This is a genomic window from Sphingomonas sp. (genome assembly GCF_039595165.1).
Classification (GTDB): domain Bacteria; phylum Pseudomonadota; class Alphaproteobacteria; order Sphingomonadales; family Sphingomonadaceae; genus Sphingomonas.
Window position 1 is genome coordinate 12381 of record NZ_JBCNMA010000008.1, and the last position, 23497, is coordinate 35877.

A 23497-nucleotide genomic window follows, 5' to 3' on the forward strand; every position below is an offset into this window, starting at 1 on the left:
ATGAAGTTCGACACCCCCGCCGGCACCAACCCGATCGACCAGCTCAAGGTCGTCGGCAAGCCCACCGACCGCATCGACGGCCCGCTCAAGGTCTGCGGCCAGGCGCCCTATGCCTATGAGCAACCCGCGCCCGACGCCGCCTATGGCTTCGTCGTCGGCTCGGCGATCGCCAAGGGACGGATCGAGTCGATCGACCTCGCCGCTGCCAAGGCGTCGCCCGGCGTGCTGGCGATCATCACCGCCGACAATGCCGGCAAGCTCGAAAAGGGCAATTTCAACACCGCGCACCTGCTCGGCGGCCCCGAGATCCAGCATTACCACCAGGCGGTCGCGCTGGTCGTCGCGGAAACGTTCGAGCAGGCCCGCGCCGCCGCGGCGCTGGTCCGCATCGACTATGCCCGCGGAAAGGGCGCGTTCGACCTCCATGCCGCCAAGGACGGCGCACAGCCCTCGCGCGAGCAGGCCGACCTCAAGCTCGGCGACTTCGCCGCCGCCTTCGCCTCGGCGCCGGTGACGATCGACGCGACCTACCACACCCCCGACCAGGCGCACGCGATGATGGAGCCGCACGCCAGCATCGCGGCATGGGAGGGCGACCAGCTCACGCTGTGGACCGCGAACCAGATGATCAACTGGGGCCGCGGCGACGTCGCGCGGACGCTCGGCATCCCGCGCGAGAAGGTGCGGCTGATCTCGCCCTATATCGGCGGCGGCTTCGGCGGGAAGCTGTTCGTCCGCGCCGATGCGATCCTCGCCGCGCTCGGCGCCAGGGCCGCGGGCCGCCCGGTCAAGGTCGCGCTGACCCGGCCGCTGATGTTCAACAACACCCCGCATCGCCCCGCGACGATCCAGCGCATCCGCCTCGGCGCGACGCGCGAGGGCAAGATCACCGCGATCGGGCATGAGAATTGGTCGGGCGACCTGCCCGGCGGCGGCATCGAGAATGGCGTGCAGCAGACGCGCTTCCTCTATGCCGGCGAGAACCGCATGCTGCAGTGCCGCCTCGCGGTGCTCGACCTGCCCGAGGGCAATGCGATGCGCGCCCCGGGCGAGGCGCCGGGGATGATGGCGCTCGAGATCGCGATCGACGAGATGGCCGAGAAGCTCGGCATGGACCCGGTCGAGTTCCGCATCCTCAACGACACCCAGGTGGTGCCCGAGAACCCGCCCAAGCCCTTCTCGCAGCGCCAGCTGGTCGAGTGCCTGCGCCAGGGTGCGCAGCGCTTCGGCTGGAGCAAGCGCTCGGCGACTCCCGCCAGCGTGCGCGACGGCCAGTGGCTGGTCGGCATGGGCGTCGCCGCCGGCTTCCGCAACGCGCCGGTGACCAAGTCCGCCGCGCGGGTGCGGCTCGCCGCCGACGGGCACGTGACGGTCGAGACCGACATGACCGACATCGGCACCGGCAGCTACACGATCATCGCCCAGACCGCCGCCGAAATGATGGGCGTGCCGCTCGACCGGGTCACGGTGCGGCTCGGCGATTCGAGCTTCCCGGTCTCGTCCGGCTCGGGCGGGCAATGGGGCGCGGCCAGCTCGACCGCCGGCGTCTACACCGCCTGCGTCAAGCTGCGCGAGACGGTCGCACAGAAGCTCGGCCTCGATCCCGCCACCGCGACCTTCAGCGGCGGCAAGGTCCGCGGCGGCCGGCGCAGCTTCGCGCTCGGCAAGGCTGCCGAAGGCGGCGAGATCGTGGCCGAGGACGCGATCGAGTTCGGCGACCTCGCCCGCCGCTACCAGCAATCCACCTTCGCCGGCCATTTCGTCGAGGCGGCGGTGCATGCCCATACCGGCGAGGTCCGCGTCCGCCGCATGCTGGCGGTGTGCGCGGCCGGGCGCATCCTCAATCCCAAATCGGCGCGCAGCCAGGTGATCGGCGCGATGACGATGGCCGTCGGCGCCGCGCTGATGGAGGAGCTGGCGGTCGACAAGCGCTTCGGTTTCTTCGTCAATCACGACCTCGCCGGGTACGAGGTGCCGGTCCATGCCGACATCCCGCACCAGGAATGCATCTTCCTCGACGAGGTCGATCCGCTGTCCTCGCCGATGAAGGCCAAGGGCGTGGGCGAGCTCGGCATCTGCGGCGTGGCAGCCGCGGTCGCCAATGCGGTCTACAACGCGACCGGGGTGCGCGTACGCGAGTATCCGATCACGCTGGACAAGTTCTTCGAGCAGCTGCCCGCCGCTTGAGCGACATCGAGATCATCCTCGACGCGGCCGCCCGCTGGCACGGCGACCGCATGGCGCTCGTGACCGTGATCTCGACCTGGGGCTCGGCGCCGCGGCCGGTGGGCAGCCACATGCTGGTCAACGCGGACGGGCGGTTCGAGGGCTCGGTGTCCGGCGGTTGCGTCGAGGGCGACGTCCTCCAGGCGGCGGCCGACGTCATCGCCGGCGCCCACGCCATGCTCAAACGTTACGGCGTCGCCGACGCCACCGCCTGGGAGGTCGGCATGCCGTGCGGCGGCGAGATCGCCGTGCTGGTCCAGCCGGTCTCGGACGCCGGTTTCCCGCCGTTCCTGTTCGAGCGCATCGCGCGGGCGCGCAATGCGGGCGAACGGCTCGTCGTCGCGACCGATCTCGCCACCGGACTGAGCCGCGAGGGCGACGGCTCCGGCTTCGTCAATCGCTATGACCCGCCGCGCCGCCTGCTGATCGTCGGCGCGGTCCAGATCGCCCAGGCGCTCGCGGCGCTCGCCCGGCAGGTCGGCGTGACGCCGACCGTGATCGATCCGCGCGGCCGCTTCCTGACCGCGGAGCGCTTCGCCGATTGCGAGCTCGACGACGGCTGGCCCGACGAAGCGATCGCCCGGCGCAAGCCGGACATGGCCACCGCGATCGTCACCTTGAGCCACGACCCCAAGATCGACGATCCCGCCCTGCTCGCCGCCCTCGCCGCGCCGACCGGCTACATCGCCGCACTGGGATCGCGCCGCAGCCACGCCGCGCGGCTCGAGCGACTGGCGGATGCCGGCATGTCGGCACGCGACCTCGCGCGCATTCAGGGCCCCGCCGGCCTCGACATCCGCGCGACCGGCGCGTCGGAGATCGCACTCTCGATCGCCGCCGGCATGATCGCGGCGCTCAACGCACCGACGCCGTAGGGGTGGTGGAGAAAATGGTGCCGCTTACAGGACTCGAACCTGTGACCCCCGCATTACGAATGCGGGAAAAGCACGGAAAACCGTCGTTTCACGGAAGATTGACCGTGAACAAGGCGGACCGAAATGAGGAACAAAGGCAAATCTGCTGTCCAGAAATTGTCCACCGCTCGCGTGACCTGGCCCCCCGCGTCATGGAATGAGAGCGACTTCTACCGGGAGGACGAAACCCGCCTCCCGACTCAGATCTACCCTTTCAATTTCCAGCGAGAGTACGCAGGTGATAAATTCACCGGCCGCTATCATAGCTGGCGTGACCAGGCAATGTCCGGGGTCAATCTGGGCATCGCAACGGGCTTGGAGATCGTTGCAAGCGTCGTCGAGCCCCTTCTGCGCTTTCACGAAAGCGGTGGCCATGAGGGTGACGGATCGGACGAACGCATCGCCCTGATCCGCGCCGCCCTGAAGGAGACGCCCAATGTCGGGTGAGCGCTCGCTAACCGTCTACTCTGTCGGCGAAGCGTTGCTGCAGAAGCCTGATTACGAGCGCATATTTCGCCGCCTACACCCCACATCATGCCCCGCGTCTCCGGGGGAGCATCAGCGGGAGTTGAGGGACCTGTGGCCTGCGGACCAGCAGAAGTTTCGTGACGAGATCGACATCATACTTCGGAGCGCGCGCCCATGACAACTAATCACCCCACACCGGGAGACGAGCTGGTGGAGCGGGCGCGCGCGATCTGCGCGGAAGCTCGCCCGGAACATGCCGAAGGGTTCCTGACCGGGAAGTACGATGCCAGCAGCACTGAAATGCGCGCCGTCCTGATCGCCCTCCGCACCCGTGATGAGGCAGCCCGATCATCCACAGCGGAGGTGGAGCGGTTGCGGGCATCGGCGCAATGGCTGGCGAGCCAGATGACATCGGCGGAGATACTGGCCGCCGACGATGAGCATTTTGGCTCGCTTTCGGCTGAGGAGCGCATCCACATGATGGGCGAGCGTCGCCGTGCTCGTGATGCGGCAATCCTCGGGGCTCGCGAAGCCCTTCAATCCAAGGACCACTCCCATGCCGGGTGAGGATCAGCGACCGCGTGCGGCGGAGAACTGCTCGTTCTGGCCAGCCTGCTACGTCTGCGGAGATTGCCCGTTTGATGGCTGGAAAGAGGGAATCTGTGGACTCGGTCCAGAGGATAAGCAAGCCGAAAGGGACAAGGCCGCCCAGCGGCTAGCCCAGGTCAGCAAGCGCCATCGCATCATGGAGCGCGCTCGTCGCGGCGAGTTCGACCATCTCGATATCGGAGACCGCCCCCATGGGAAATGACGAGCTGATCACGCGGGCTATCGAGCACGCTGAGGCATATGACACGCCGAAAGCCGATGACGGCCGTCGCAGGTACACGCCTGCACAAATGGAAATCGCGGTTCGGCATGCCCTCACCGCCCTGCAAAGCCGCCCTGCACCAACAGAGGAGCGGGCAAACGCGCTCTTTGAAGAAATGGCGGGTGTGACGAATGTGGTCACCCGTTCGTCGTGCATCAGGCTGATGCTCCGCTTCGCCACCGATACTACGCCATCACGGGATGAAGAAGGATCGGTGCTGGCAAACTGGCGCGATGAAATCGGTCATCCGAACAATCGGCTGCTGTTCAAGCGGATGGTCGAGAAGGCCGGGATTGCCCTCGGCGCGGACGACATCGCGTCTGCGCTCGCCAAGGTTGCCGCCCTCAAGACCTCCACACCAGAGACGCAGACAGTCGAGGTCGAATACGAGGTGTGGCAGAAAGACGCGTTCGGCGATGGCGACGCAATGGTCGCGGGATCAACCTCGCTCGCTGAAGCCAACCACTATGCGGCGGTTTATAGCCAGGATGGGCCGGCTTGGGTCGTGGAAGTCCGCCGCAGAGCCCTATCAGCATCCCCGACAGAGGTGGTGGAGGAATGACTGCGAGACAAAAAGCTGGGCGCTCCCGTTCGGGGCGGGCTACCGCCGCTGCGCGGTCGAACCCGCAAGCGGTTTCGAGCATAGCCGGTATCCCTAGCGCGGACGATGCGATCGGTGATGGCCTATGGCATCTCGTCTGCATCACCAACAAGGGCATGGTTTCGATCCTGAAGAATCTCGACCTGCTAAGCGCCCGCGAAACCTACAAGGCGCTGCTCCCCGGCACCAAACCGAAAATCTACCAGCAAGTTCCGTGCACGAGGCCGCGTGCGAGTGGCATGATACGCGGCGCGTCGATGGGGTGGAGTTCGATTGACCCTGATCGAGATTATCTCAAGCGGATTGAACCCCTCGGCCCCGCCGGTGCCAAACTCGATCCTTGGCACGGCGTTGAGCCGGATCTGGTCAAGGTCTTCTGCGAATGTGGCTGTCGCTGGGAACGCCGCACGGAAACGCCAGAAGAAAAGGAGGACCGGCGCTTGCGCGAACTAGGCGAAGCTGTTCCAACTGCCTTCTGGCTAAAGGACCCCGCACATGCTTGAGCAGGCACTATCAAACCTTCATTGGGCGGTCGCGTTCAATATCGCCACCGGTGTTCTTAACATCGCGTGCCTAAGCGTTGCCCTTGTTTGCGCCGTTCGCATGCGACGAGCCGCCAAAATGTTACGCGAAGCTGCGGAGAACTACCGACAAAATGTGGCGGCCAATTCCCCTTCTTCATGTCCCTGAGGAGTTGAGCATGGGCCGTATCGAATGGCTTGAGATCGAGCATTTGCCCGAGGAGATGAAGGACGGACGGCGCTTGCTTGGTTGGCATGGCGTCGAAACCCTGATCCGTTGGGCTGATAAATTCGCCGATGTATACGGGGATACCTCCGCTGGATGGTACGATATGGTGCTGGACCGCCGCGTCCAGCCCACCCACTTCGCCGAGATCAACGCTCCGGATCAGATATTACGAGGGAGTGAGCAGTGAGCGAGCTATCGTGGATCGAGCTTTCTGCGCCATCATTAGTTGAGCGCGCGCGCCGGCGTAAGGCGTTCTACGAGCAGTGGGTCGTTGAGTACGACGCCCTTAGCTGGTGGGGCAGATTCTTGAAACGGCAACGAGACTTCGTAGTGCCAAGCACTATGCGCCAGTGGGCCGAAGCCTCAATCGATGACCATATCGAATTCTGTCAGAACAAGAGCGCTTGGTAACCTAACCCTGTCTCATACTGGACGGGGTGAGTAGGTGCCGTGCTTTCCGGCTGTCACCAACCCGTTTTTGTCGTGGCTTGCCGGTGCAAGGGAGCGACCCTCAGCGGCTTCCACCCGGAGCGATCGGACCGCACGCGGCGGACGCGGTACGAACCGGAACTCATACTGACCGCCTACGGTCATTGGATAGGGTGGAGCGGGCCGTGGGGATCGAACCCACATCCTCAGCTTGGAAGGCTGGTGCCTAACCACTCGGCCAGACCCGCTCAATGCTGCGGCGAAGCTGCGAGGCTCCACCAACTAACCGCGCGACGTGCGCGTGCCTAACCATCCCTTATGCGGTTAGCTCCGTAAAACGGTCGCCGCAGCTGTGCCCGATCTACCCCAGCCTTCGCCGGATCAAACTGGCACCTTCTTCATGCCACAGCCTTGACCGACTCGCAAGCAATCTGTTATCGCGGTCTTCGGTCGCGGCGGTGCAAACCGAGCGATGGACCCGCGATTAGCGGACCCTGCTATGTCAGCAGGAAGTTGCGCCCCTGCCCGCGACCGACCCCATTGCCAGCCACCACCGTTCGCGCTACGTTCCCATTCGCCGGGATCGCCGATCACGCCCGATCATTCCGACAGCGGTCCTGGCACTACACCCGGAAAGGCATCCATTCGGGATATTGCGGTGGATTAACCCGCCTGTCCCTGCCCCCGCTAACAGCATATTCCAGGCTGAGCGTGATCACGGCGCGTTCGTGGCAGGTCTGGCAGCGCATGCGCCGCTCGGCATCCAACGGTCTGGCATCGTCGCCTAGCCTTCCCATGAAATAGCCGTACCTCGCCGAGATCACCCTGGTGCAGCCGCAGCGGATGCCGAACAGTACGGGCCATCCTTCAAACTCGGCGAATCGATGCTCCTTCCACATGGGCGGAACATAGTGGGAACATGAAGAGAGAGTCTGGTCATCCCGCATATCGGGTTGATGGGACCGGTTGGCAGGGTGACCACCGCTACGGCGTTTCGGGTTGATAGGCTGCGAGCTGTTCATCGGTGAGATGGCGGCAGGCATTCCAGCAGAGCGCGATCCTGCGAGCGGCGTCATCGCGACCGTCGGCAGGCTTGTAACCGCCGACCTGAGGGTCAAGCCATCGGCTGTTGCTGGTCACACACAGCGGTCGTCCGCCGACGTCAACGATCATGCCGTCGGCAACCGCAGCCTTGGTTCGGTCAACCCGGATCACGACCATACCTGGCGTAGCATGTCCGGCTCTTCGGCCAACCAGACGGCCTGATCGATCGCGGCCTGCATGTTAGCGAAACCGGTCTGACGGTCGAGATCGCGCCAGCATGCGGCGCCGGCAGGCCGACCGATCGAGAAGGTCCCGCCCTCGCGCGGATAAACCATCAGGCTCTCGCCGCCACCGGGACGGCAGACTTGAGCCCACTCCCCATCGTGAATGTATCGAACCTGAGGTGACATTTCCTTGCCTCCATAACCGATAACGCTTATCTGTATGCGATAACGGCTACTGTCAATAGGCGATAACGGAAATGAGCGGCTCGACTGAAAAAAAGATAACGGTTAGTCAGGTGCGCATGGGACGCCCGCCTATCGGAAAGTTTACCGCCGTTCGGCTACCGCCGGAGATGCTGGACCGGATCGACGCGATCACCGGGCCCGGCAAACGAGCAGCCTTCATCCGCGACGCCGTGGAGGCCGAGTTGGACCGGAGGGAGAAGAAGCGATGAACTGGCTGCGCCTAGACGGCTTCGACGTCGGCAATCCCCGGTTGATCCGGGGCGAGCACGACGAGGTGGTCGAGGTGCAGGTGGACTGCGTGCCCAACAAGTTCGACGTCGACCTGTGCTGCCTTGCGAGGAAGCTGGTCAAGAACGGCAACAAGGCCGTCCGCTATCGCGACCTCAAGATCGAAGCCGCGCCGACGTGGCTGCTGGTCACTAAGCAGCGCTACCGATGCCAGAGCTGCGACAGGACCCTCTACCAGAAGGTTCCGCACGTCGACGACAAGCACATGATGACGACCCGTCTGCGTGAAGCGGTAGAGCTATCGGCCGTGAAGCGGACGTTCGCCGACACGGTCCACGTCCATGGCGTCGAACCCACGCTCGCGACGCGCGTCTTCCGGTCCTACGCCGACCGGATGCTGCTCAACTATCGCTACAAGGCACCCCGCATCTTCGGCATCGACGAGAATATGCTGCTCAAGGGCCTGCGCGGCGTGATCGTGGATGTCGAGAACGCGAAGCTGCTCGACATCCTGCCGGGCAACACCCAGTCCGAGGTGCGGCGCGGCTTGCAGACACGAATGGAGGACTGGGACAACGTAGAGGTGTGGTGCCAGGATATGGCTGGCGGCTACAAGGGCGTGGCCGAGGATCTGTTCCCGAAGGCGACGATCGTCGTCGACAAGTTCCACGTCGTGACCAAGGCGAACCACTGGTTCATGAAGATCCGGCAGGCGGAGACGTCGAAACTGCCGCTGGAGATACGCAAGAAGATGCCGGGGATAATCCGGCTGCTCGACATGCATTACGAGAAGATCAGCGATCGGCAGAGGGACCGGATCGAGGAGGTGATGTCGCACAGCCGGCGATTGTCGGACGCCTACGCGATTAAGGAATCGTTCTACTACTGGTATGACGCGCCAACGCGTGCTGACGCCGAGGCGGCCTACACGCAATGGGTCCAGTTCGTCCGATCTAAGGACCAGATGGACGAGTGGAAGCCGCTGATGACCATGATCCAGCGGCAGAAGAAATACATCTTCACCTACTTCGACCATCGCTGGACCAGCGGCGTCGTGGAGCGAATGAACCGCTCGATCGGCGACATCAACCGCGCAGCCAACGGCATGGACTTCGAGACGCTGCGTGCCAAGGCCATGCTCCGCTACAGCACGCTGGTCCCCGAATGGCGGCTGAACATGCACATGATGGAGGCCGGCACGGGCTGGCTGGACGGCCTGCTGGATGACGACGCGAGCGATGACGACGTTGACGACGACCGCGTCTACCTTGGCTCCGGCTTCGATCCATCAACCCTGATCGCTGATCTCAAGGCAGGCTCGTTCGACGCTCCATCAACCTAATATGCTGGAGAACCGAGAGTCTAGGCGTCCTGAATACGCTGGTGCAGCTCATCCGACGCCAGCTTGGCCGCTTCGTACCGAGCCTTAAGTTCGTCCTGATCGGCTCCTCGGGTGACAGCGATGAACCCCTCGTAGAGCGCCTTGGCAGCCGGGAGATTATCACCCACCAGCTCGATCGCCTTGAGTATCGTTCGTAGGTCCATCGGATTATCCCTTGATCGCGGTCAGGAGGGCCGCCACGGCCTCGTGAGCAGCGATAGCGGCTGTCGGGTAGCTCGACGCGTTCCCGGCGCTGTACGCGGCTCTGACAGCCTTTACGGCGGCATATGCGCGACGGTCGGCTGCCTTGACGCGCTCGGTTTTCGCGGCGCCGGACGCGAGTGCGACTTGCGCAGCGGCTTGATATGCAAGCTCAACACCGATCGCAGCGCGTTCGTCCAGCGTGGCTCGGTCCGCGACCATGTTCGGCGCGGGCAGTGTTCCGACGACGTTGCACGATGCCAGTGCCAAGCTGAGGGGGATGAATAGGTATTTCATTGGCCGGGCTCCTTTGCAGGCGGTTCAGCAGCAGGGGCGTTCGCCAAATTGGCGCCCATCCGATCGATAGTGCGCGACTGCCACTTTTCCTTGATGCTGTTCACGATGGCCATGAGGATTGCCGACCACGCAGCGCTCTCGCCCGCACTTCCCTTAGCGATAGCCCAGCCTGCCAAGACACCAACGACGATCGTCATCAGCGCCAGCAGCCCCATTTCGAGGCGATGATCGATATTGCTCATGCCGCTACCCTCGTGCGGAACCAACCGAACATGAACGCCTCGTTCGCCTGCCTCGCCTCGCCGAGCGAGATGTAGCGCTCGCCTTGGAGGGCGTTCAGGGCAGCGAGCATCACGGCCTCGCCTTCCGCGCCACGCTTGTTGAGAAAGGCGTTCAGGGCTCTGCGGGTGTTCGCCCCTGCCTGCCCGTCCACGGCCAGATCCGCGAAGTCCTTGCCTTGGTTGTTGAGGGCGTTGAGCGCGCGCTGGAGGAACTTGGCTGCGACCACCGGCCCCATGTTGACGCCCGTGTCCACCAGCTCGGCTGCGATCGGTGCGGAGATCGTCGCGATCTGGTCGAAGCCCGGAGCCACGACATAGCGGCGCCTATAGATATCGAAGGCCGTTTCGCGCGGGAGATCGCGCATCTTGCCCTGGTAGCCGTTGGCTCGGGCCGTTGCGATCGTGATGCCGTACATCGTCTCGCCGCCAGCATCGCGCGGATCGTTGACGTAGCCGCCTTCGTTGGCGAGCACGTCCTCGATAATGCCGTTGATCGTTTTGCTCATTGCCCACCTCCTTCACGCCCGCGCGTGACCTCAAGCCGATCCTCCAGACGGTTCACACGACTGCGCAGATCGGTCACTTGCTGCAATCGCTCCTCGCGGTTTTCGCGCATTGTCACCTCGATCGTCGTCAGGCGATCGGTCATGCTGTTGACCGACATCCCTACCCATCCCAGGAACGCCAGCGTCGCAGCCGCCGCCACGCCGTAGACGAGGGAGCGAAAGCGATCGGTGCCGTCGTCGTCGCTCATTCGTCGCCTCGCTTGATTTGGTCGATTTCGTAGCGCTGCTCTGACAGGGCCGCTTGCACCTGAGCGCGAAGATGTCCCGGCACCCCCATCAGGAGAGCGCCCTCAAGGCTGGCGATGCGGGCGTTCAAGCGCTCCTCCATCTCCCGGCAATGCTGGCGGTCTTCCTCGGCCGAGGCCTTGAGGCATGCGATCTCATTGTCCTTGGCCTTCTCCAGCACGCCCCAAAGAAACTTCCCGATCAGCGCGCAGAAGGCGAAGCACGCTACACAGCCCGCGGCGAACGCCAGCGCCAGAAGCCCCCCTTGCGGCCCCGTATAGTCAAGGTCCAATGCGGCCTCCCCCGCCATTCACGCAGCTACCCGCTCGACGTGCGCTGAGCTGCGATCATTGATCCGGTTGTACGCACGCAGCAGCGCGTCGAACTTGACCGCTGGCCAGAGAAGAAGAAGCTGAGCCGAACCGAGATAGACCCGCCCCCACCATGCAGAGTGAGGGCTGATCCAGCGCATCAACTCGGCGGCGTCGGTCGCGATGATCGGGATGAACAGCGCGGCCACGATGGCGCACATCGGGTTCCGCGCGACCACACAAGCCATGACGAACGCCATGCAGTGGATCACCAGATAGACCGGGGCCAACGGAAGGCCGAGAAGCCAGGCGAACTGCCCGAGTACCCATACCGCCAGCACGACCAGCGCCACCCTGTTGAACGGTGCCGCCGTGCCCGCCAGTCCTATGACCAGCGCATAGTAAAGGTACTCGGGCACCATCATCAGCTTCCCGGGTTGTCCGGTTTCGGCGGATCGGTCGGCGTCGGGGTGGGGCTCGGCGTCGGCGTGGGCGAAGGGGGCGGCCCGTTCTGTCCGTCGATATTCAGGTATTCCAGCATTGATTGTCTCCTTTCAGACAGCTTCAACAAGGGTTCCGAGATTGAATCCGATCGTGGCGGCGACAGAGCGAACCGCAGGCTGCGCGACCGAGGCCATTGCCTGAATGCCTGCGTCGTTCGGGTGGATATTGTCGGAGGTGAGGCCGACGCCGATCTGCATCTGACCATCCGCGTCGAGAACGCCCGCCATCACCTCGTCCATGTCGGCGACGGTGATCCCGGCCCCGGCGTAATCGTCGCGCCACTCATCGTTGTAGTCTCGGCGGTAGATGTCGCTCGACCCGTAGTCCTTGTTCGCCGGATTGGTCGGGATGATCGTCCAGCCGATCGGCAATGCGCCGGCCGATTTGATCTGCTTCATCGCGTCGCGCATCAGCACGAACTGTGGGCCTACCTCAGCCGGAAGAATGGGCGCGGAAAAGCTGTTCGGGGTCGCGTTGGGGCAGAACACCAGCGAAGGCACCGTAAGTCCGTATGCCTCGCAGAACGCCAGATAGTCGATCCACTGGTAGCCGATCGCCGAAGCGCTCGCCCCGCTCCAGCCGATGTTGGCGCAATCGACAGCCAGGAACGGGCTCTGCATGTCCAGCGCCGTTTCGAACGCCCAGCTTGCACCGGGATAGGTTGTCCCAAGCGCAATGCATTCCGTGATGCTGTCGCCGATCGCGCCGATGGTCAGCACCTCGCCCGAGACCAACTCGTACTGAAGCCCAATGATCGGCGTGTTGCTGATGTTCGTGGTGGAGGTGAAGTCCGCCGGGGTGGTGACGCAATCGCCGGTGTCGTAGCGGGAGATCCACGGTCGATCCGGATGCGTCGCCCACACCGTGCGGTCGATATCGTTCGGCACGTTGCCGAGCATGCGGATATTGACCTCATCGGGGAGGTAGGCGGCCACGGCAACCAGGGGGAGCTTGCTTGCGTCGTCGGTACGGGCGACCGACGCGACATTGACCCAATCCGACGCGATGTAGGAGCGGCGGTTGTTGTTCGGGCGCGAGGGGATGACAGCTCCTTCTGCCCCGCTGAAGGTCAGCGCGGTCCAATCGCCATTCGAAATCGAGCTTACCCCCGCAAGGGTGGCAACCGGCACGATCGCCGCGCGCTGCACGTTGATCGGGTCGGTGTTCGACAGCGCGAAGATGGCACGCATCCGGCTCACTGCGGCGGGGATCGTGAAGACCGTGCGGAACGTCCCTCCTCCGCTTGCCGAGTTGTCGAACTCGTATTCAGTCATGCCGGTGTAGAGGACGGTGCCGATCTGACGAGTGGGTGCGGTCGTTGCCCCTCCCCCCACGGTCTGTCGGACAGCATCCTTCCACGCTGGCGTATCGATCTGAACCCGCGCATTGATACCAGCAGTCGCCAACGTTCCATTGCTGGCCTGAAACTGGTCGTAGGTCCCGCAATCAACCGAAGCCGCGCCGAAATAGACGCCCGAATCGTTCCACGGCGGCACCACCAAGGGTGTCTTGCCGGTGCGGGGCGACGCTTCCTGAAGAATGCAGACATCGACCGGGTTATTGTCGGTGCCAAGATCGGTCTGCTGCACCCCAACGTAGAAGCGGTTGAATACACCAGGCTCGTTGTTATCGAACTGGCGCAGCCGATAGCTTACGTCCGTCCTGACGCCAGGCCCCCAAAGGACTGGCGCTTCCAATCGATCCAGATCCACATCATGCCCCGGCGGAAACGGCTGTAGCGCGGTAGTCGTCGCGATCTGAGCGGTGAGGTAATCGAGCGAGGGATAGGAGCGCAGAAGTGTGGAGTTGCTCGCGTCCACGCGTTTCCAGATATCGATCGCCTTGTCACTATCGGCGCCGACCGCGGCATAATTCTCACCATCGGCGACAGCGGCACGACCCGCCGCCGCATTGTCATAGAGGCCACCATCGAGCGCCGCCGCGTCCGCCGCCATCTCGGCGCGGTCAGCCTGGGCGGTCGCAAGGGAAACCTGCGCCGCGGAGGCGACCGAGCTATTATACGAGGCGGTCGCGTAAGCCTGGGCTTCGTCGCGAAGCTCGATCATCTCAATCGTGACATCGAAGCTCGTGACCGGTCCACCAACAGGAACGCTGAAATCGCGCTGCACGAGGCGACCGCCGTAGTAATATTCCAGATCGTAGAACTGCGTCGCGGCATTGAAATAGAAGGCGCCGTAAGCATCCGTCACCAGCGGTTGCGATAGGACGCCTCCGTCGTCGCTGGTGAGCGTCGGCGTGCTTCCGTCCTGAAGAGTGACGGTCACCTTCACTCCCGAAAGTGTTCCGCCGTCCTGATCTCGTACTGTCGCGCTGTATCGTGCCATTAGCTATGCCCCCGCGTTATTTCGAGCAACGGCCGTGACAGCGTTCGTGATGACCGTATTTCCAAAGGCGTCAGTGACTTCACAGGTGAAGTCGGTGCTTGAATCGTCACCAGGAGCGAGTGCCGGTGACCTGAAGGAGGTTGCGGCCGACGTGGGGGCTACCGCCTCCCATCCGCTGTCAGCGGCGATCCAGTTATAGGTGAACGGAGCCCCTCCGCCCGTTGTACTGACCACGCAAGCGCCCGTGGTCACTTGGATCGGCCCGAAGCTATAGCCCGAACCGTAATTGTACGTGGGGGAAGCGCTTGCGCTGAATGTCGAGAAGCACGGATGAAGCCCACCCGCGTCCCGAATGTATAGTTGTGCGATCGGCGCCAGGCCCCCGGCGTCGCGCACCTTGATTGCACCGATGTTGGCCAAGCCGCCAGCGTCCCTGACCGAGATCATGCCGACTTCTCCAACCAAATATCTCCAGGCAGCGATGTCGGGTCAGCCGCGCCGTTGGCGGTCAAGAAGATGCGCCCACTCGTGAGGGCGCTATCGGTGTGATAGGTGTGCACGCCAGCTCCCTGTCGCGTGATATTGCCGGTAATGGTCCCGCCAGCAGCAGGCAGCGGCGTAGGGATGCCCGTGGCGGTTGCCAACGCGGTCGAGTTCGCGAGCGTCAGCAGATTGCGCCCGAAAGCAGTTGTCGTGAGCGCAGCGATGGCCGTCAGCGTGTCGCTCGCTGGCTGAAAGGCGTCAGTGGGCCCGTAGACCGAGGGCGAGTAAAAGACCTCAACGCCATTGTCGTCGCGGACGCGCATGGAATAATCGTCTTCGTCGAAGAAGACGCTGGCAGGCTGGGTTCCGTTGACGAGAAATCCGCCGATCGTGCGCAACGGCTGCGCGGCGGGATCGTCACCCTCCAAATCCCAAAACAGGTCAATCGGATTGGTCTGCGGATCAGCGTTCGCCACGCCCACATAGACATATCCGCCAGTTAGCGGACGCCCGCTCCCGTCGAAGAAAAATGGTACCGGATTGCCGAGTTTCTGCATTAGTTTAGGTACCTCCGCCCCTGCTCCGCGCTAAGGCGGCGCGCATAGTCGTCCGCTTCACTAGGTGTTTTGAAAATGCCGAGGTGCCGACCTGTCCGCCGATACTGCTCGATAGCTTGCTCGTCGGTGAGAAGCCTGCCATCATCGGTAACCGTGGGCACGAGAACCTCGCCTTGATCCGTGCCGAACGACATGGACCGTATCGTCGAGATCGAGCCGTCTCCGTTGCGGACGACGGGGCGGTTGCCCAAGTCGATATTCCCCGGAATTACTGGCGCAAGCTCCGGCTGACGGCGTTGTTCTGCGCCTTCGTTGTTCTCCCCTACGACCCCGCCAGATTCCTGTTCGCCTTGTTCGGCGGCCAACTTTGAAGGTGCGCCCGAGAAGGCGTTGGTGAGGTGACGCTGAAGGCTGAGGATGTCCCCAGCAATTGCGGGTTCAGCCCGGGCGATGCGGCTCAAGCGATCAATGTAGGCTGGCGCGGAAAGCTGGGTCCGTGGCGCGCGCGCTAGCCAACGAGCGAACCGCGGCGACGCTAAGAGGCGACCCGAAATGGCCTGAGTGGCCGCAGGAGATGCCAGCGCAGCCGCCGCAGTAAAGTTGCCGGTAAGTAGTGAGATGACCGCAGCTCCGAGTGAGCCGCTGGTCAGATTGACGGCGTTCGCCCCAGCAGTGTTTGAGCTGTTGGCGAAACGCTGCGCCTCTCGGCTAGCGGAAGCAACAGTGGCGAGATCATTGAGTGCCGCACGCGCTTCGTCGCCGAACACAGCGCGTCGCGCACGTTCGTTCATCTTGTTCCAGTTGGTCAGGAAGGTAGAGAGGGAAAATGCGGTGCCATCGGCATTTTGCGCACCTTCGCGCGCCAGCCCGAGACGCCCTATCAATGTGGCGCGCACCAGTGAAGCTTCATCCTCGGGAATTGTCTCTAGGAATCTCTGGAGGCGCAGGCTGTTACCCTTTGCCGCACGCGTCAGCGCGTTGGCGATTTCCTCACCTGATTTCGCAGCGAGAATCTCGTCGTCCCCATGCTTACCGATGATCGGCTCAAGCACGCGGTCGATGGTTTTCAGACGCTGGCGCCACTGCCTGTCGGCGGAAGCGAAAGCGTTTGCCGCATCGCCAAGCCCTTGCGAGCGCAGCCCCTGCTCAATGTCTTGCCCGGCCGCGTCCACTACCTGTCGCATGCGCCGCTCGATCGGCGTTCCCCGAAGCTCGGGCGCCACGAACATTTCCGTCCGCATGTCGCGGACGCCCTGTACGGTGAACTCCCCATCCAGACTGCGCCGAAGTTGCCTAGCCTCTTCGAGAGCGCGACCCGCTGTCGGATTCTGCTCAAGTCGCGCGATCTGCTCGTCAAGCATCCGCTTGGCGCCCGTCAACTCGATCCGGGCATCCCGCGACATCGCGCTCGCGGTGTCATAAACACGGCCGATCCTGGAGCCACTCTGGCGAATATAGCGCATCGCGCCGCGTCGGGCCGCGTCACCAGCTGCCTCCAGGTCGGATGCCTGACCAACGGAGGCGGCTACGTTGTCGAGAGCAGCTCGCCCACGCTCTATGACCCTGTTGGATGCTCGGGCGAGTGGTCCTACGCCGAATGGCGTTTGGAAGGTGCCAGAAGTAATTCTCCTTGTGGCAGCGCCTCCCACATCCGCTGGTAGCAGATCAAGGTTCTGGCCATCGGGCAGCCTCTCAGACAGCCGGTCAGCCGCCTGCATCGCTTGCTGGCCATCGGTGACCGGCTGACGAGCCATTCGTGGCTGTGCAAAGCGAGCGCCAACCGCGCCCAAGGCCCCGCCAGCAACGCCACCAGCAGCACCCCCGCCAAGCGCGCCCAAGGTTCGATCGAGGACGTTGCCGTCCGCTTCACCAAACCCGGCTACCGCTCCAAAGGCGGCGCCCTCTTGTGCGGATCGAATGGCCACGGCTCGTCGAGCAGCGGCCAATGCCGCTTCCCGCGACCCGCCCATGCGGATGACTTGGCGCGCAGCGAGGCTTGCGGCCTCCCGAATACGCGAAGGCGTCGCCATGCCCGCCGCGAGACCACCGGCCAATTCGCCCCCGAGGCGAGGCCAGAAGTTGTTCTCCTCGTCATAGTCGCGGATAGCGCGCGAGTTGGAGAGGTTCTGACGGAACTCGCCGCCATGGATCGCAGTCGTGGCGATTGCATCGATCTCGTCGTCTAGACCGGCGAACCCTGCCGCCCCTCGTGCCGTCGCATCCATCCACTCTGGGAGAACGGCGTTCTGGCGCAGCTCGGAGATGGGGCGTACCGCGAACTCAGCGGGGTTGACGCCTGTGATCGGGATGCCGCGAGCGGCGTCTTCGAATGCTTTCGCCGCCTTCTCTCTGTTCTCGGGAGAGAAGACGAAGCCGTACTTCGCCTGCAACTCTTCAAAATCGCGCAGCGTTCGGATCGAGCCGTTCTGCAATCCTTCCCAGGCCGCGCGCTGAAATTCATCCGAACGCGGGGGCCGCGAGTTCGCGTCCATGGCGCTGTCGTTGTAGAATCCGAGGTCACCTTCGAGGTGGCCGCCGGAGGCCATTGGGCCGCCTTCCACCGCTTCGCCCGGATACTGGCTTGTCCCTTGGGACCGCCCATCAGACGCACTAGCCTCACGCGCCCGCGGCGCAGGCTGCTCAATCGGCCCAAGGATGCGGCGGTTGCCATATGCCTCGTCAGACTTGACGACGGTGCCGGGCCAGTTCGCCATCAACGCCTCCGCAGCTTGCCGTCTGGGGCAAGATAGACGGTGCCGGGTGCTAGTCGCTGCGCTTCCTGTACCGATCGCACCTGTACCGGAGCCTCTTCGCCGATGAGCGCGTCAACAGCTTCGGAATCGAACTTGTTCGCCTTCAGCGTCTTTCGACGACGCTCAAGCACTGCTTCGATGATGCGCAGGCGGCGCGTCAGGTTCTTTCGCACCTGAGCGGGGTCCATCCGCGGCGAGACGGTGGTGTCTTGGTACGCCTTTTTCTCGGTTGCGGTCAGCGCGGAGCCGAACAGGTCGTTACGGATTTGGTTGTCGATCGACTGAAAGTTTGCCCACCAATCGCGCTGGCCCGGCGTTCCCGTTCCAAGCAGGCCCTGCATCGTGTTTTCAAGACCGCCAGTCAGCGTGTTGCCCGCGTAGTCGTCTTGGAACGCGCCGACCGCGTTTCGAAGCGTCTCGCGAATATCTACATATCCCTCGGTGCGCTTGATAATGCTGTCAGGCAGCGGCCTACCCGGCTTAGTCCGGTTATCCTGGCCTCCAATCGCCGTAATCTGCCCGTTGGGAGCGACCTGATAGGCAACGTCTGGGTTGAGGCCCTGCGCTACCTTCTCATCGCGGGTGAGGCTGCGATACTGTTCGCGCCGCTTCGGCGCGCCCTGCGCGATGACGCGCGGCCCGCTCTGACCGCCACCCTGAAGCTGCGACATGTTCTTGCGGACATAGGCTTGCGTCTCTTGAGGAAGACGCTGGAGCCAGTTCTGGCCTCCCTCTTGAATAGCCTGGTCTACGCGTCCCGGACCCGCGTTATAGGCGGCCCAGGCCTGCGCCGGGTTGCCATAGCGCTGGACCATAGCGGAGAGGTAATCGCGGCCCACACGCGCCCGCTCCTCCATGCTGTCGTCCTGCGCCGGACGAACGCCAAAACCCGGGTCGCGGTTTGTGCCTGGCATAACCTGCATGCGCCCGACCGCCCCGGCCGACGATGTGAGGGGCTGGCCATTGGCCGCGTAGTCCCGGTTCCCGCTCTCGCTCTGAAGCGTGATGGGGAGCATGCGGGAGACGATATCGCCGTCCCCCGCATCACCAGATGGTGGATCACCTCCTCCCGAGTTAGGGTCGTACTCAATGACGGTCTCGCCCTCGCCCACGCTCACCGGGCGCGGGGCAAACGGGGCAGTTGCAATCAGCTTGCCGTCAGCATCAAACCGCCGTGATCCAGGGCTAAGCGTGAAGCCGTTCTGGACCTCGCCGCCTACATTCTCATAGGTGGCGCCGAACTTCTCCGGGTCGGAGCCCGCTGAAATCTCAGCCAGCAAGCCGCCTTCGACCGCACGGATGGCAGCCTTGTCGCCGCTCTGAAGCGCGGCAATCTGATCATCAAGACCACTGGTATCGATCCCGCGCGCCTTCTCGGCATCGCGACGTGCGGTGAGCTGCTTGATCGCGAGATCGGCGCGGCCAGCCCGCAGCGCGGCATGAGCGGACCCGAGAACGCGAAGGTCCGCCGTCTTCTGCGCGGCCTCCTTCACAGCCCACGCCTGCTTGAGCGCCTCTGCCTGCTTCGGGAAGCGAGCTGCGAGAGCGCTCAGGCCAGCGGCGTCAGGCTTGGCCAGATATTGCGCGACCGCGGCATCATAGGCTTTCTGCTGCTCAGCTTGGCGCTGCGCTTCCGTCGCCTGGGCGTTGAGCAACGCAGTCTGCGCGCCCGCCTGTTGCTGGGCGAGCTGAGTGTTTCGGGCGTCATTGATGATTTGCCCTTGAATGCCAACTTGGCCGAGCAGCCCCTCAGTAAGCCGGGTCAGGTCGTAGGCCTGCATCTACCAGGCCCACTTTTTGGCGAGGTCCTGGAAGGGCGCGATGCCTCCGTTAAGGCCCTTTAGCCAAGCAGTACCTTGGCCCAGCGTACCACCAGCCTTAGCGTTGCCGAACGTCTCCAAGAGAGCGCTGATACTATTTGCGTTGGACTGGCCGAGAGAGCCGAGATCCCCGGCTGTGCCAGAGCCGATATTCACAAGGCCGCCCAGATTCCCCAGCTGCTGCTGGATCACATCTGACAAGAGAGACGAGCCAAAATTGGCTAGACTGCTCTGGGTGTTTCCTCCACGCAGGCCACCGGTCGCTGCGGCGTTCTGGAGGATCGTGTCTGCACCTGTGTTGAAGCGCGAGGTGAAGGAAGGTGATCCCTTGAGGCTGTCGATCAGCTGTTGCTGAATGTCACCTCCGTTAAGCCCGAGCAGCCCTTGGACCTGACCGAGAGCTCCGGTGCCTGCATTGAGAAACGGCATGAAGTCCGAGCGAGACTGGTCATACTGGCGGCGCTGCTCGGCGATAGCCTGTTGGATTGCTTGAGCTCGTTGCTGGGCTGCCTTTTTAGCGCTCTTGCCGCCAAACAAGCCCGACAGGAGCGAACCGCCAAGGGAGATTGCTGCGGACGCCATCAGTGCGCCATCCGCAGCGCGAAAAGCTCTTCGCCGGGTTCGGAGACATACCAGTCATCGCCGACTTGGATGGCTTGCAGATCTTCACCATCGACCTTGACGACCGGCACGGGAACGGCGCCTAGATCTGCATAGAATCGTTTGGCGTGCGGGAGGCTGTTGGGAACCTTGCCGAAAATCAGGTCGGCATAGGGGGCCATGTAGTCCCGCATCGCAGCGCCGACTTCGCGTGCCCGCTCCTTGCGGCACGTGTCCTGAAACATCGTGCAGACTTGCCACACCCGATCGGCGGTCTGCTCGAATACCATCGCGGCATCCTCACCGTTGGTAAGGACCACCGCGCCGCTTTGGGTCGCCGGAAACGCTGCGGAGAAATCAAGAGGCTGCCCGTGGCGCGCGACATGCGGCCAGACCGAGGGGTGATTAGCAATGCGGTTGACGAGTTCGGCGTCTGTTTCGCGGCGGATCATCTGCGTCTCGCAAGACGTGTGATGTCCCCGGCGCAGGACTTTGACGGCCGATGCGGCGAACGCTACATCATTGCGAATCGAAACTCAAGCGTCACGAGGGGCTATATTGCTGATCTTACTTCTCGCGCTCGCTCAAACGACAACGACATGCAACACCGTCGCTGGTGTGACGCGCTGTACGGAGCGTTCGACTTCGCAACCCGATTATCAGGGGCTGCTTGATGCCGTGGGGCCTCCGAAATCCAGCACTCCCCCAGGATCCACCCCCCACGACCGCGCCAGCGAGCAACTGTCGCAACTCGTAGCTGATAACCGTTGTGATGACGCAAAGCGCGTGGCTAAATTCTACGGTTATGGGGACCTCGTTAAGCGGGTCGCTCGCGCTTGTCCCTAAGCGACCCTCCAAGCCACCGTTCCGCCAGTCTTCCGGTAAGCCTCTCCGACTTCAATACCCGCCGCAGCCGCAGCCGCGTCATCGGCATAAGCCGCAGGGGAGATGGTGCTGACCAGTACCCTCCCCTCGCTGGGAAGATCGAGGTTGGTATCGGCCTCCAGATTGAAGGTGAGCCGATAGCCGCCGTTGGTTGTGATGACCGACAGCAGCGTGATCGCAAGCGTCCCACCGGGACCGCCGTCAACGACCTGAAACACCGTGCTGTCGAACTGGACGATGCGCTCGTTGTTGAAGGCGGCATTTGAGGAGAGCGCGAGAACGGTGGCATCCTGAATGGCCCGTGTCGCGCCCGCCGCACCCTCAAGTTGGCTCGCGTTGCTCTGGCCCGTTGCGAAGATCTGCTCGAAGAACTGCAGGAGCCGTGGGTTCTTGGTCAGCTCAGAAAGCAGAGCGCGAGTGACAACGGTCGTCATGCCGTAAGCGGCTCCATCACCGCCTCTAGCGCCGCCCACCCGGCAAGCGCATCGCTATCGCCGCGGAACCTCACGCCCATATAGTTCGCGAACCGCTTGTGTGGCCGCCACTGGCACCGCCTCGATCGCTGACCATTGCGACCCAAGACGCCAGCACGCTCCATGCTCCACGTCTGCCCGTCTGTGGTGAACGACAGGAAGGCAACAGGCCGATCGCCTTCTGCCCTGCCCGGCAATCCCACTAGCTCCAGGCTATGCAGGATCGCGCCGTTGCCCGGATTGTAGAGCAGGCGTGTATCGAACTGCCAGCCAACGGACTCGCCGAAATGAGACGACACTCCGTCATCCAGCACGCCAAGACTGCTTGTCTCCTTGTCGCCCACGATCCACTTGCCGTAGCAGAGGATGGCATCGCGCAGCCGGTACGGCTTGTCCATCGCGCGGCCCGAGGCGGCAACGTACCACACCCCCTCCCCCGCCTTCCGAGATGCGCTGTCGAGAAACACGAGCGTCTTGTCGGTCAGATGAACCAGCAAACGGTGCTCGTCGCGAGACACCCGAGCCTCAACGACGATCGATGAAGGGTCGGCTTCTTGGGCTAGCAGGTCATCGATCGCGCGCGTGGACAGTTTCAGCGCCGTTCCGCCTTGCGCCAGCCAAACGCTTGTTCCCTGGTTCCTTCCGGCCCCGACGAAGGCGAAGCTCTGCATGAAGAGCGCCTTAGCCTTAGGACCAACACAGCCCAGCGGGATCGTGGCGCCGTCGTTGACCGCAAACGGAAAGCCGGAGCCGCCTTGGTAGTAGAATACCTGGATGGTGTCCTGACCCGTGGCATAGAGTTCGTTCCGGAGGCGGATGAGGCCGGTCACCATGTCCGGATCAGCTTCGGCGGAGCCGTACTTCAGCGGGTCAACGGCGGTCGGATCGGAAAGCTGCGTCACGACGATGTAGCTGCCGTCGGTGGTGACGTAGTGACCATTCATCCACACTACGTCGAGAACGGGCCCGAGGTCCGGGTCGGTCACCTGCGTCAGGGTCAAGCCGTCCCAATACCACAGCTTGGCGTTGCTCTTGATCGCGAGACGATCGAAGCCGTAGTCCATGGCCACGGGCTTGCCGTCGTCCTCCACGTCGCCGAGAATTGTGACGGTGCCGTTTTGCGCAACGCTGACCAGCTTGGAGCCCATGACACGGTAGAGTACGCCGTTCCATTCGAGGCCGCCGCGATTGATCCCCGGGCCTGATGCATAGTGCGTGGCCCCGGCCGCGCTGCGCAAATACCCCTTCGACAGGCCCGTGTCAGTGGGGACGCCTTCAAGGTTGATCGGATAAGACAGGCTGAAATCCGCCTGCTGTGTCGCCGAGATGCCGCTGAGGAGCGGAATTTGCATTACTGCGCCACCTCATCTTCGGGCGTCGCCTGCCTGAAGAATGGGTCCGGGCCATTCCAGTAGCGGTTTCCCGCCCCCCGGATCGTCTGACGCGCCAACTCGCGGGGAACGAGTGTGAGATACCGCCCCGTGAGGATCGACGACGCCTGCGCCTGCTTCTTGTTCGGCGAGAATGTCTTGCCGATGTTCTGCGCGATCTCTTGTGCGAGCAGGACTGTGATCCCAAGCTCGTCAGATCGCAGAATGCCGCTTTCGTCCTCCGGATTGCCGTCGCCATTGTTCGGCATGTTGTAGCCGAGCGTGGCAGGAAACGTCGCCGCCACGTCATTGAGGCAGCGGAGGCCGAGGGTGTATTCCTCCGGCGTCAACTCGAACTCTGTGATCGACTGACCGCACATGCCGAACGCACGTTCGATCAAGGTGCTCTTGAGCGCCCCGCCATAGATTCCAAGCGTGGTCATC

Annotated in this window: 28 protein-coding genes and 1 tRNA gene; 9 read left to right on the forward strand and 20 right to left on the reverse strand. The window is 63.4% G+C overall.

Annotation, left to right across the window (positions count from 1 at the left end; translation table 11 throughout):
- The 7 genes from paoC to ABDV68_RS02525 all read left to right on the forward strand — a co-directional run bounded on the left by paoC (position 1) and on the right by ABDV68_RS02525 (position 6017).
- Entirely contained in the window at positions 1 to 2187 is a 2187-nt protein-coding gene (gene paoC, locus ABDV68_RS02495; protein ID WP_343518069.1) for an aldehyde oxidoreductase molybdenum-binding subunit PaoC, read from the forward strand.
- Between the two features lie 50 nt (positions 2188 to 2237).
- A complete protein-coding gene (locus tag ABDV68_RS02500) occupies positions 2238 to 3101 on the forward strand; it encodes an XdhC family protein (protein ID WP_343518141.1) in 864 nt (287 codons plus the stop codon).
- 123 nt (positions 3102 to 3224) lie between these two features.
- A complete protein-coding gene (locus ABDV68_RS02505; protein ID WP_343518070.1) occupies positions 3225 to 3587 on the forward strand; it encodes a hypothetical protein in 363 nt (120 codons plus the stop codon).
- A gap of 195 nt (positions 3588 to 3782) precedes the next feature.
- The gene (locus ABDV68_RS02510; protein ID WP_343518071.1) at positions 3783 to 4175 is read left to right on the forward strand and encodes a hypothetical protein; all 393 of its coding nucleotides are present in this window, start codon (positions 3783 to 3785) and stop codon (positions 4173 to 4175) included.
- Positions 4176 to 4408: 233 nt separating this feature from the next.
- Positions 4409 to 5041 carry a hypothetical protein gene (locus ABDV68_RS02515; RefSeq protein ID WP_343518072.1) on the forward strand — a complete coding sequence of 211 codons (633 nt, stop codon included), beginning with the start codon at positions 4409 to 4411 and terminating at the stop codon, positions 5039 to 5041.
- 155 nt (positions 5042 to 5196) lie between these two features.
- On the forward strand, positions 5197 to 5583 hold the full coding sequence (locus tag ABDV68_RS02520) for a hypothetical protein (protein WP_343518073.1): 387 nt from the start codon (positions 5197 to 5199) through the stop codon (positions 5581 to 5583).
- A 197-nt stretch (positions 5584 to 5780) separates the two neighbouring features.
- The gene (locus ABDV68_RS02525; RefSeq protein ID WP_343518074.1) at positions 5781 to 6017 is read left to right on the forward strand and encodes a hypothetical protein; all 237 of its coding nucleotides are present in this window, start codon (positions 5781 to 5783) and stop codon (positions 6015 to 6017) included.
- Positions 6018 to 6433: 416 nt separating this feature from the next.
- On the opposite strand, the gene ABDV68_RS02530 is transcribed toward ABDV68_RS02525, so the two are convergent.
- From ABDV68_RS02530 to ABDV68_RS02545, 4 genes are all read right to left on the reverse strand, one after another.
- Positions 6434 to 6507, reverse strand: a tRNA-Gly gene (locus tag ABDV68_RS02530).
- A gap of 375 nt (positions 6508 to 6882) precedes the next feature.
- On the reverse strand, positions 6883 to 7158 hold the full coding sequence (locus tag ABDV68_RS02535) for a hypothetical protein (RefSeq protein ID WP_343518075.1): 276 nt from the start codon (positions 7156 to 7158) through the stop codon (positions 6883 to 6885).
- 85 nt (positions 7159 to 7243) lie between these two features.
- Positions 7244 to 7480, reverse strand: coding sequence for a hypothetical protein (locus ABDV68_RS02540; protein WP_343518076.1), 237 nt, complete (start codon positions 7478 to 7480; stop codon positions 7244 to 7246).
- On the reverse strand, positions 7471 to 7638 hold the full coding sequence (locus ABDV68_RS02545; RefSeq protein WP_343518077.1) for a hypothetical protein: 168 nt from the start codon (positions 7636 to 7638) through the stop codon (positions 7471 to 7473). Before ABDV68_RS02545 ends, ABDV68_RS02540 begins: the two co-directional genes overlap by 10 nt.
- Positions 7639 to 7784: 146 nt before the next feature.
- Between ABDV68_RS02545 and ABDV68_RS02550 the strand changes: the two genes are divergently transcribed.
- Together ABDV68_RS02550 and ABDV68_RS02555 are read left to right on the forward strand one after the other, a co-directional pair.
- Entirely contained in the window at positions 7785 to 7982 is a 198-nt protein-coding gene (locus ABDV68_RS02550; protein WP_343518078.1) for a YlcI/YnfO family protein, read from the forward strand.
- Positions 7979 to 9343 carry an ISL3 family transposase gene (locus ABDV68_RS02555; RefSeq protein WP_343518079.1) on the forward strand — a complete coding sequence of 455 codons (1365 nt, stop codon included), beginning with the start codon at positions 7979 to 7981 and terminating at the stop codon, positions 9341 to 9343. The genes ABDV68_RS02550 and ABDV68_RS02555 overlap by 4 nt, the downstream gene beginning before the upstream one ends.
- A gap of 20 nt (positions 9344 to 9363) precedes the next feature.
- On the opposite strand, the gene ABDV68_RS02560 is transcribed toward ABDV68_RS02555, so the two are convergent.
- The 16 genes from ABDV68_RS02560 to ABDV68_RS02635 all read right to left on the reverse strand — a co-directional run bounded on the left by ABDV68_RS02560 (position 9364) and on the right by ABDV68_RS02635 (position 23496).
- A complete protein-coding gene (locus ABDV68_RS02560) occupies positions 9364 to 9546 on the reverse strand; it encodes a hypothetical protein (RefSeq protein ID WP_343518080.1) in 183 nt (60 codons plus the stop codon).
- 4 nt (positions 9547 to 9550) lie between these two features.
- Complete coding sequence (locus tag ABDV68_RS02565) at positions 9551 to 9880, reverse strand: hypothetical protein (RefSeq protein ID WP_343518081.1); 330 nt, start codon at positions 9878 to 9880, stop codon at positions 9551 to 9553.
- Positions 9877 to 10122: a hypothetical protein gene (locus tag ABDV68_RS02570; RefSeq protein WP_343518082.1), complete on the reverse strand. Its 246-nt coding sequence runs from the start codon at positions 10120 to 10122 to the stop codon at positions 9877 to 9879. Before ABDV68_RS02570 ends, ABDV68_RS02565 begins: the two co-directional genes overlap by 4 nt.
- Positions 10119 to 10667, reverse strand: a complete 549-nt coding sequence (locus ABDV68_RS02575; protein ID WP_343518083.1) for a glycosyl hydrolase 108 family protein — start codon at positions 10665 to 10667, stop codon at positions 10119 to 10121. Before ABDV68_RS02575 ends, ABDV68_RS02570 begins: the two co-directional genes overlap by 4 nt.
- The gene (locus tag ABDV68_RS02580) at positions 10664 to 10915 is read right to left on the reverse strand and encodes a hypothetical protein (protein ID WP_343518084.1); all 252 of its coding nucleotides are present in this window, start codon (positions 10913 to 10915) and stop codon (positions 10664 to 10666) included. Before ABDV68_RS02580 ends, ABDV68_RS02575 begins: the two co-directional genes overlap by 4 nt.
- Positions 10912 to 11244, reverse strand: a complete 333-nt coding sequence (locus tag ABDV68_RS02585; protein WP_343518085.1) for a hypothetical protein — start codon at positions 11242 to 11244, stop codon at positions 10912 to 10914. Before ABDV68_RS02585 ends, ABDV68_RS02580 begins: the two co-directional genes overlap by 4 nt.
- Before the next feature lie 18 nt (positions 11245 to 11262).
- Complete coding sequence (locus ABDV68_RS02590; RefSeq protein ID WP_343518086.1) at positions 11263 to 11688, reverse strand: hypothetical protein; 426 nt, start codon at positions 11686 to 11688, stop codon at positions 11263 to 11265.
- A 129-nt stretch (positions 11689 to 11817) separates the two neighbouring features.
- A complete protein-coding gene (locus ABDV68_RS02595; protein ID WP_343518087.1) occupies positions 11818 to 14052 on the reverse strand; it encodes an SGNH/GDSL hydrolase family protein in 2235 nt (744 codons plus the stop codon).
- 503 nt (positions 14053 to 14555) lie between these two features.
- Positions 14556 to 15152, reverse strand: a complete 597-nt coding sequence (locus ABDV68_RS02600) for a hypothetical protein (RefSeq protein ID WP_343518088.1) — start codon at positions 15150 to 15152, stop codon at positions 14556 to 14558.
- Positions 15152 to 17698, reverse strand: a complete 2547-nt coding sequence (locus ABDV68_RS02605; protein WP_343518089.1) for a hypothetical protein — start codon at positions 17696 to 17698, stop codon at positions 15152 to 15154. The genes ABDV68_RS02600 and ABDV68_RS02605 overlap by 1 nt, the downstream gene beginning before the upstream one ends.
- A 167-nt stretch (positions 17699 to 17865) precedes the next feature.
- Positions 17866 to 19686 (reverse strand): transglycosylase SLT domain-containing protein, encoded by a 1821-nt coding sequence (locus ABDV68_RS02610; RefSeq protein WP_343518090.1) that lies wholly within the window; start codon positions 19684 to 19686, stop codon positions 17866 to 17868.
- Positions 19687 to 20307 (reverse strand): hypothetical protein, encoded by a 621-nt coding sequence (locus ABDV68_RS02615; RefSeq protein ID WP_343518091.1) that lies wholly within the window; start codon positions 20305 to 20307, stop codon positions 19687 to 19689.
- Positions 20307 to 20777, reverse strand: coding sequence for a hypothetical protein (locus tag ABDV68_RS02620; protein WP_343518092.1), 471 nt, complete (start codon positions 20775 to 20777; stop codon positions 20307 to 20309). The genes ABDV68_RS02615 and ABDV68_RS02620 overlap by 1 nt, the downstream gene beginning before the upstream one ends.
- Before the next feature lie 390 nt (positions 20778 to 21167).
- The gene (locus tag ABDV68_RS02625) at positions 21168 to 21644 is read right to left on the reverse strand and encodes a hypothetical protein (RefSeq protein ID WP_343518093.1); all 477 of its coding nucleotides are present in this window, start codon (positions 21642 to 21644) and stop codon (positions 21168 to 21170) included.
- Positions 21641 to 23035 (reverse strand): packaged DNA stabilization protein, encoded by a 1395-nt coding sequence (locus ABDV68_RS02630; protein WP_343518094.1) that lies wholly within the window; start codon positions 23033 to 23035, stop codon positions 21641 to 21643. Before ABDV68_RS02630 ends, ABDV68_RS02625 begins: the two co-directional genes overlap by 4 nt.
- Entirely contained in the window at positions 23035 to 23496 is a 462-nt protein-coding gene (locus tag ABDV68_RS02635) for a hypothetical protein (RefSeq protein ID WP_343518095.1), read from the reverse strand. Before ABDV68_RS02635 ends, ABDV68_RS02630 begins: the two co-directional genes overlap by 1 nt.
- Position 23497: the final 1 nt, after the last annotated feature.

Bases quoted from the DNA above. Each gene is read 5' to 3' on its own strand.
- ABDV68_RS02500 (WP_343518141.1), top strand. From the start codon at position 2,238: ATGGCGCTCGTGACCGTGATCTCGACCTGGGGCTCGGCGCCGCGGCCG.
- ABDV68_RS02635 (WP_343518095.1), bottom strand. From the start codon at position 23,496: ATGACCACGCTTGGAATCTATGGCGGGGCGCTCAAGAGCACCTTGATC.
- ABDV68_RS02505 (WP_343518070.1), top strand. From the start codon at position 3,225: ATGAGGAACAAAGGCAAATCTGCTGTCCAGAAATTGTCCACCGCTCGC.
- ABDV68_RS02540 (WP_343518076.1), bottom strand. From the start codon at position 7,480: ATGGTCGTGATCCGGGTTGACCGAACCAAGGCTGCGGTTGCCGACGGC.
- ABDV68_RS02535 (WP_343518075.1), bottom strand. From the start codon at position 7,158: ATGTGGAAGGAGCATCGATTCGCCGAGTTTGAAGGATGGCCCGTACTG.
- ABDV68_RS02580 (WP_343518084.1), bottom strand. From the start codon at position 10,915: ATGAGCGACGACGACGGCACCGATCGCTTTCGCTCCCTCGTCTACGGC.
- ABDV68_RS02630 (WP_343518094.1), bottom strand. From the start codon at position 23,035: ATGCAAATTCCGCTCCTCAGCGGCATCTCGGCGACACAGCAGGCGGAT.
- ABDV68_RS02610 (WP_343518090.1), bottom strand. From the start codon at position 19,686: ATGCAGGCCTACGACCTGACCCGGCTTACTGAGGGGCTGCTCGGCCAA.
- ABDV68_RS02570 (WP_343518082.1), bottom strand. From the start codon at position 10,122: ATGAGCAATATCGATCATCGCCTCGAAATGGGGCTGCTGGCGCTGATG.
- ABDV68_RS02555 (WP_343518079.1), top strand. From the start codon at position 7,979: ATGAACTGGCTGCGCCTAGACGGCTTCGACGTCGGCAATCCCCGGTTG.
- ABDV68_RS02575 (WP_343518083.1), bottom strand. From the start codon at position 10,667: ATGAGCAAAACGATCAACGGCATTATCGAGGACGTGCTCGCCAACGAA.
- ABDV68_RS02550 (WP_343518078.1), top strand. From the start codon at position 7,785: ATGAGCGGCTCGACTGAAAAAAAGATAACGGTTAGTCAGGTGCGCATG.
- ABDV68_RS02520 (WP_343518073.1), top strand. From the start codon at position 5,197: ATGGTTTCGATCCTGAAGAATCTCGACCTGCTAAGCGCCCGCGAAACC.
- ABDV68_RS02615 (WP_343518091.1), bottom strand. From the start codon at position 20,307: ATGGCGTCCGCAGCAATCTCCCTTGGCGGTTCGCTCCTGTCGGGCTTG.
- ABDV68_RS02605 (WP_343518089.1), bottom strand. From the start codon at position 17,698: ATGGCCTCCGGCGGCCACCTCGAAGGTGACCTCGGATTCTACAACGAC.
- ABDV68_RS02600 (WP_343518088.1), bottom strand. From the start codon at position 15,152: ATGCAGAAACTCGGCAATCCGGTACCATTTTTCTTCGACGGGAGCGGG.
- paoC (WP_343518069.1), top strand. From the start codon at position 1: ATGAAGTTCGACACCCCCGCCGGCACCAACCCGATCGACCAGCTCAAG.
- ABDV68_RS02625 (WP_343518093.1), bottom strand. From the start codon at position 21,644: ATGACGACCGTTGTCACTCGCGCTCTGCTTTCTGAGCTGACCAAGAAC.
- ABDV68_RS02620 (WP_343518092.1), bottom strand. From the start codon at position 20,777: ATGATCCGCCGCGAAACAGACGCCGAACTCGTCAACCGCATTGCTAAT.
- ABDV68_RS02545 (WP_343518077.1), bottom strand. From the start codon at position 7,638: ATGGTTTATCCGCGCGAGGGCGGGACCTTCTCGATCGGTCGGCCTGCC.
- ABDV68_RS02510 (WP_343518071.1), top strand. From the start codon at position 3,783: ATGACAACTAATCACCCCACACCGGGAGACGAGCTGGTGGAGCGGGCG.
- ABDV68_RS02525 (WP_343518074.1), top strand. From the start codon at position 5,781: ATGGGCCGTATCGAATGGCTTGAGATCGAGCATTTGCCCGAGGAGATG.
- ABDV68_RS02515 (WP_343518072.1), top strand. From the start codon at position 4,409: ATGGGAAATGACGAGCTGATCACGCGGGCTATCGAGCACGCTGAGGCA.
- ABDV68_RS02590 (WP_343518086.1), bottom strand. From the start codon at position 11,688: ATGATGGTGCCCGAGTACCTTTACTATGCGCTGGTCATAGGACTGGCG.
- ABDV68_RS02560 (WP_343518080.1), bottom strand. From the start codon at position 9,546: ATGGACCTACGAACGATACTCAAGGCGATCGAGCTGGTGGGTGATAAT.
- ABDV68_RS02565 (WP_343518081.1), bottom strand. From the start codon at position 9,880: ATGAAATACCTATTCATCCCCCTCAGCTTGGCACTGGCATCGTGCAAC.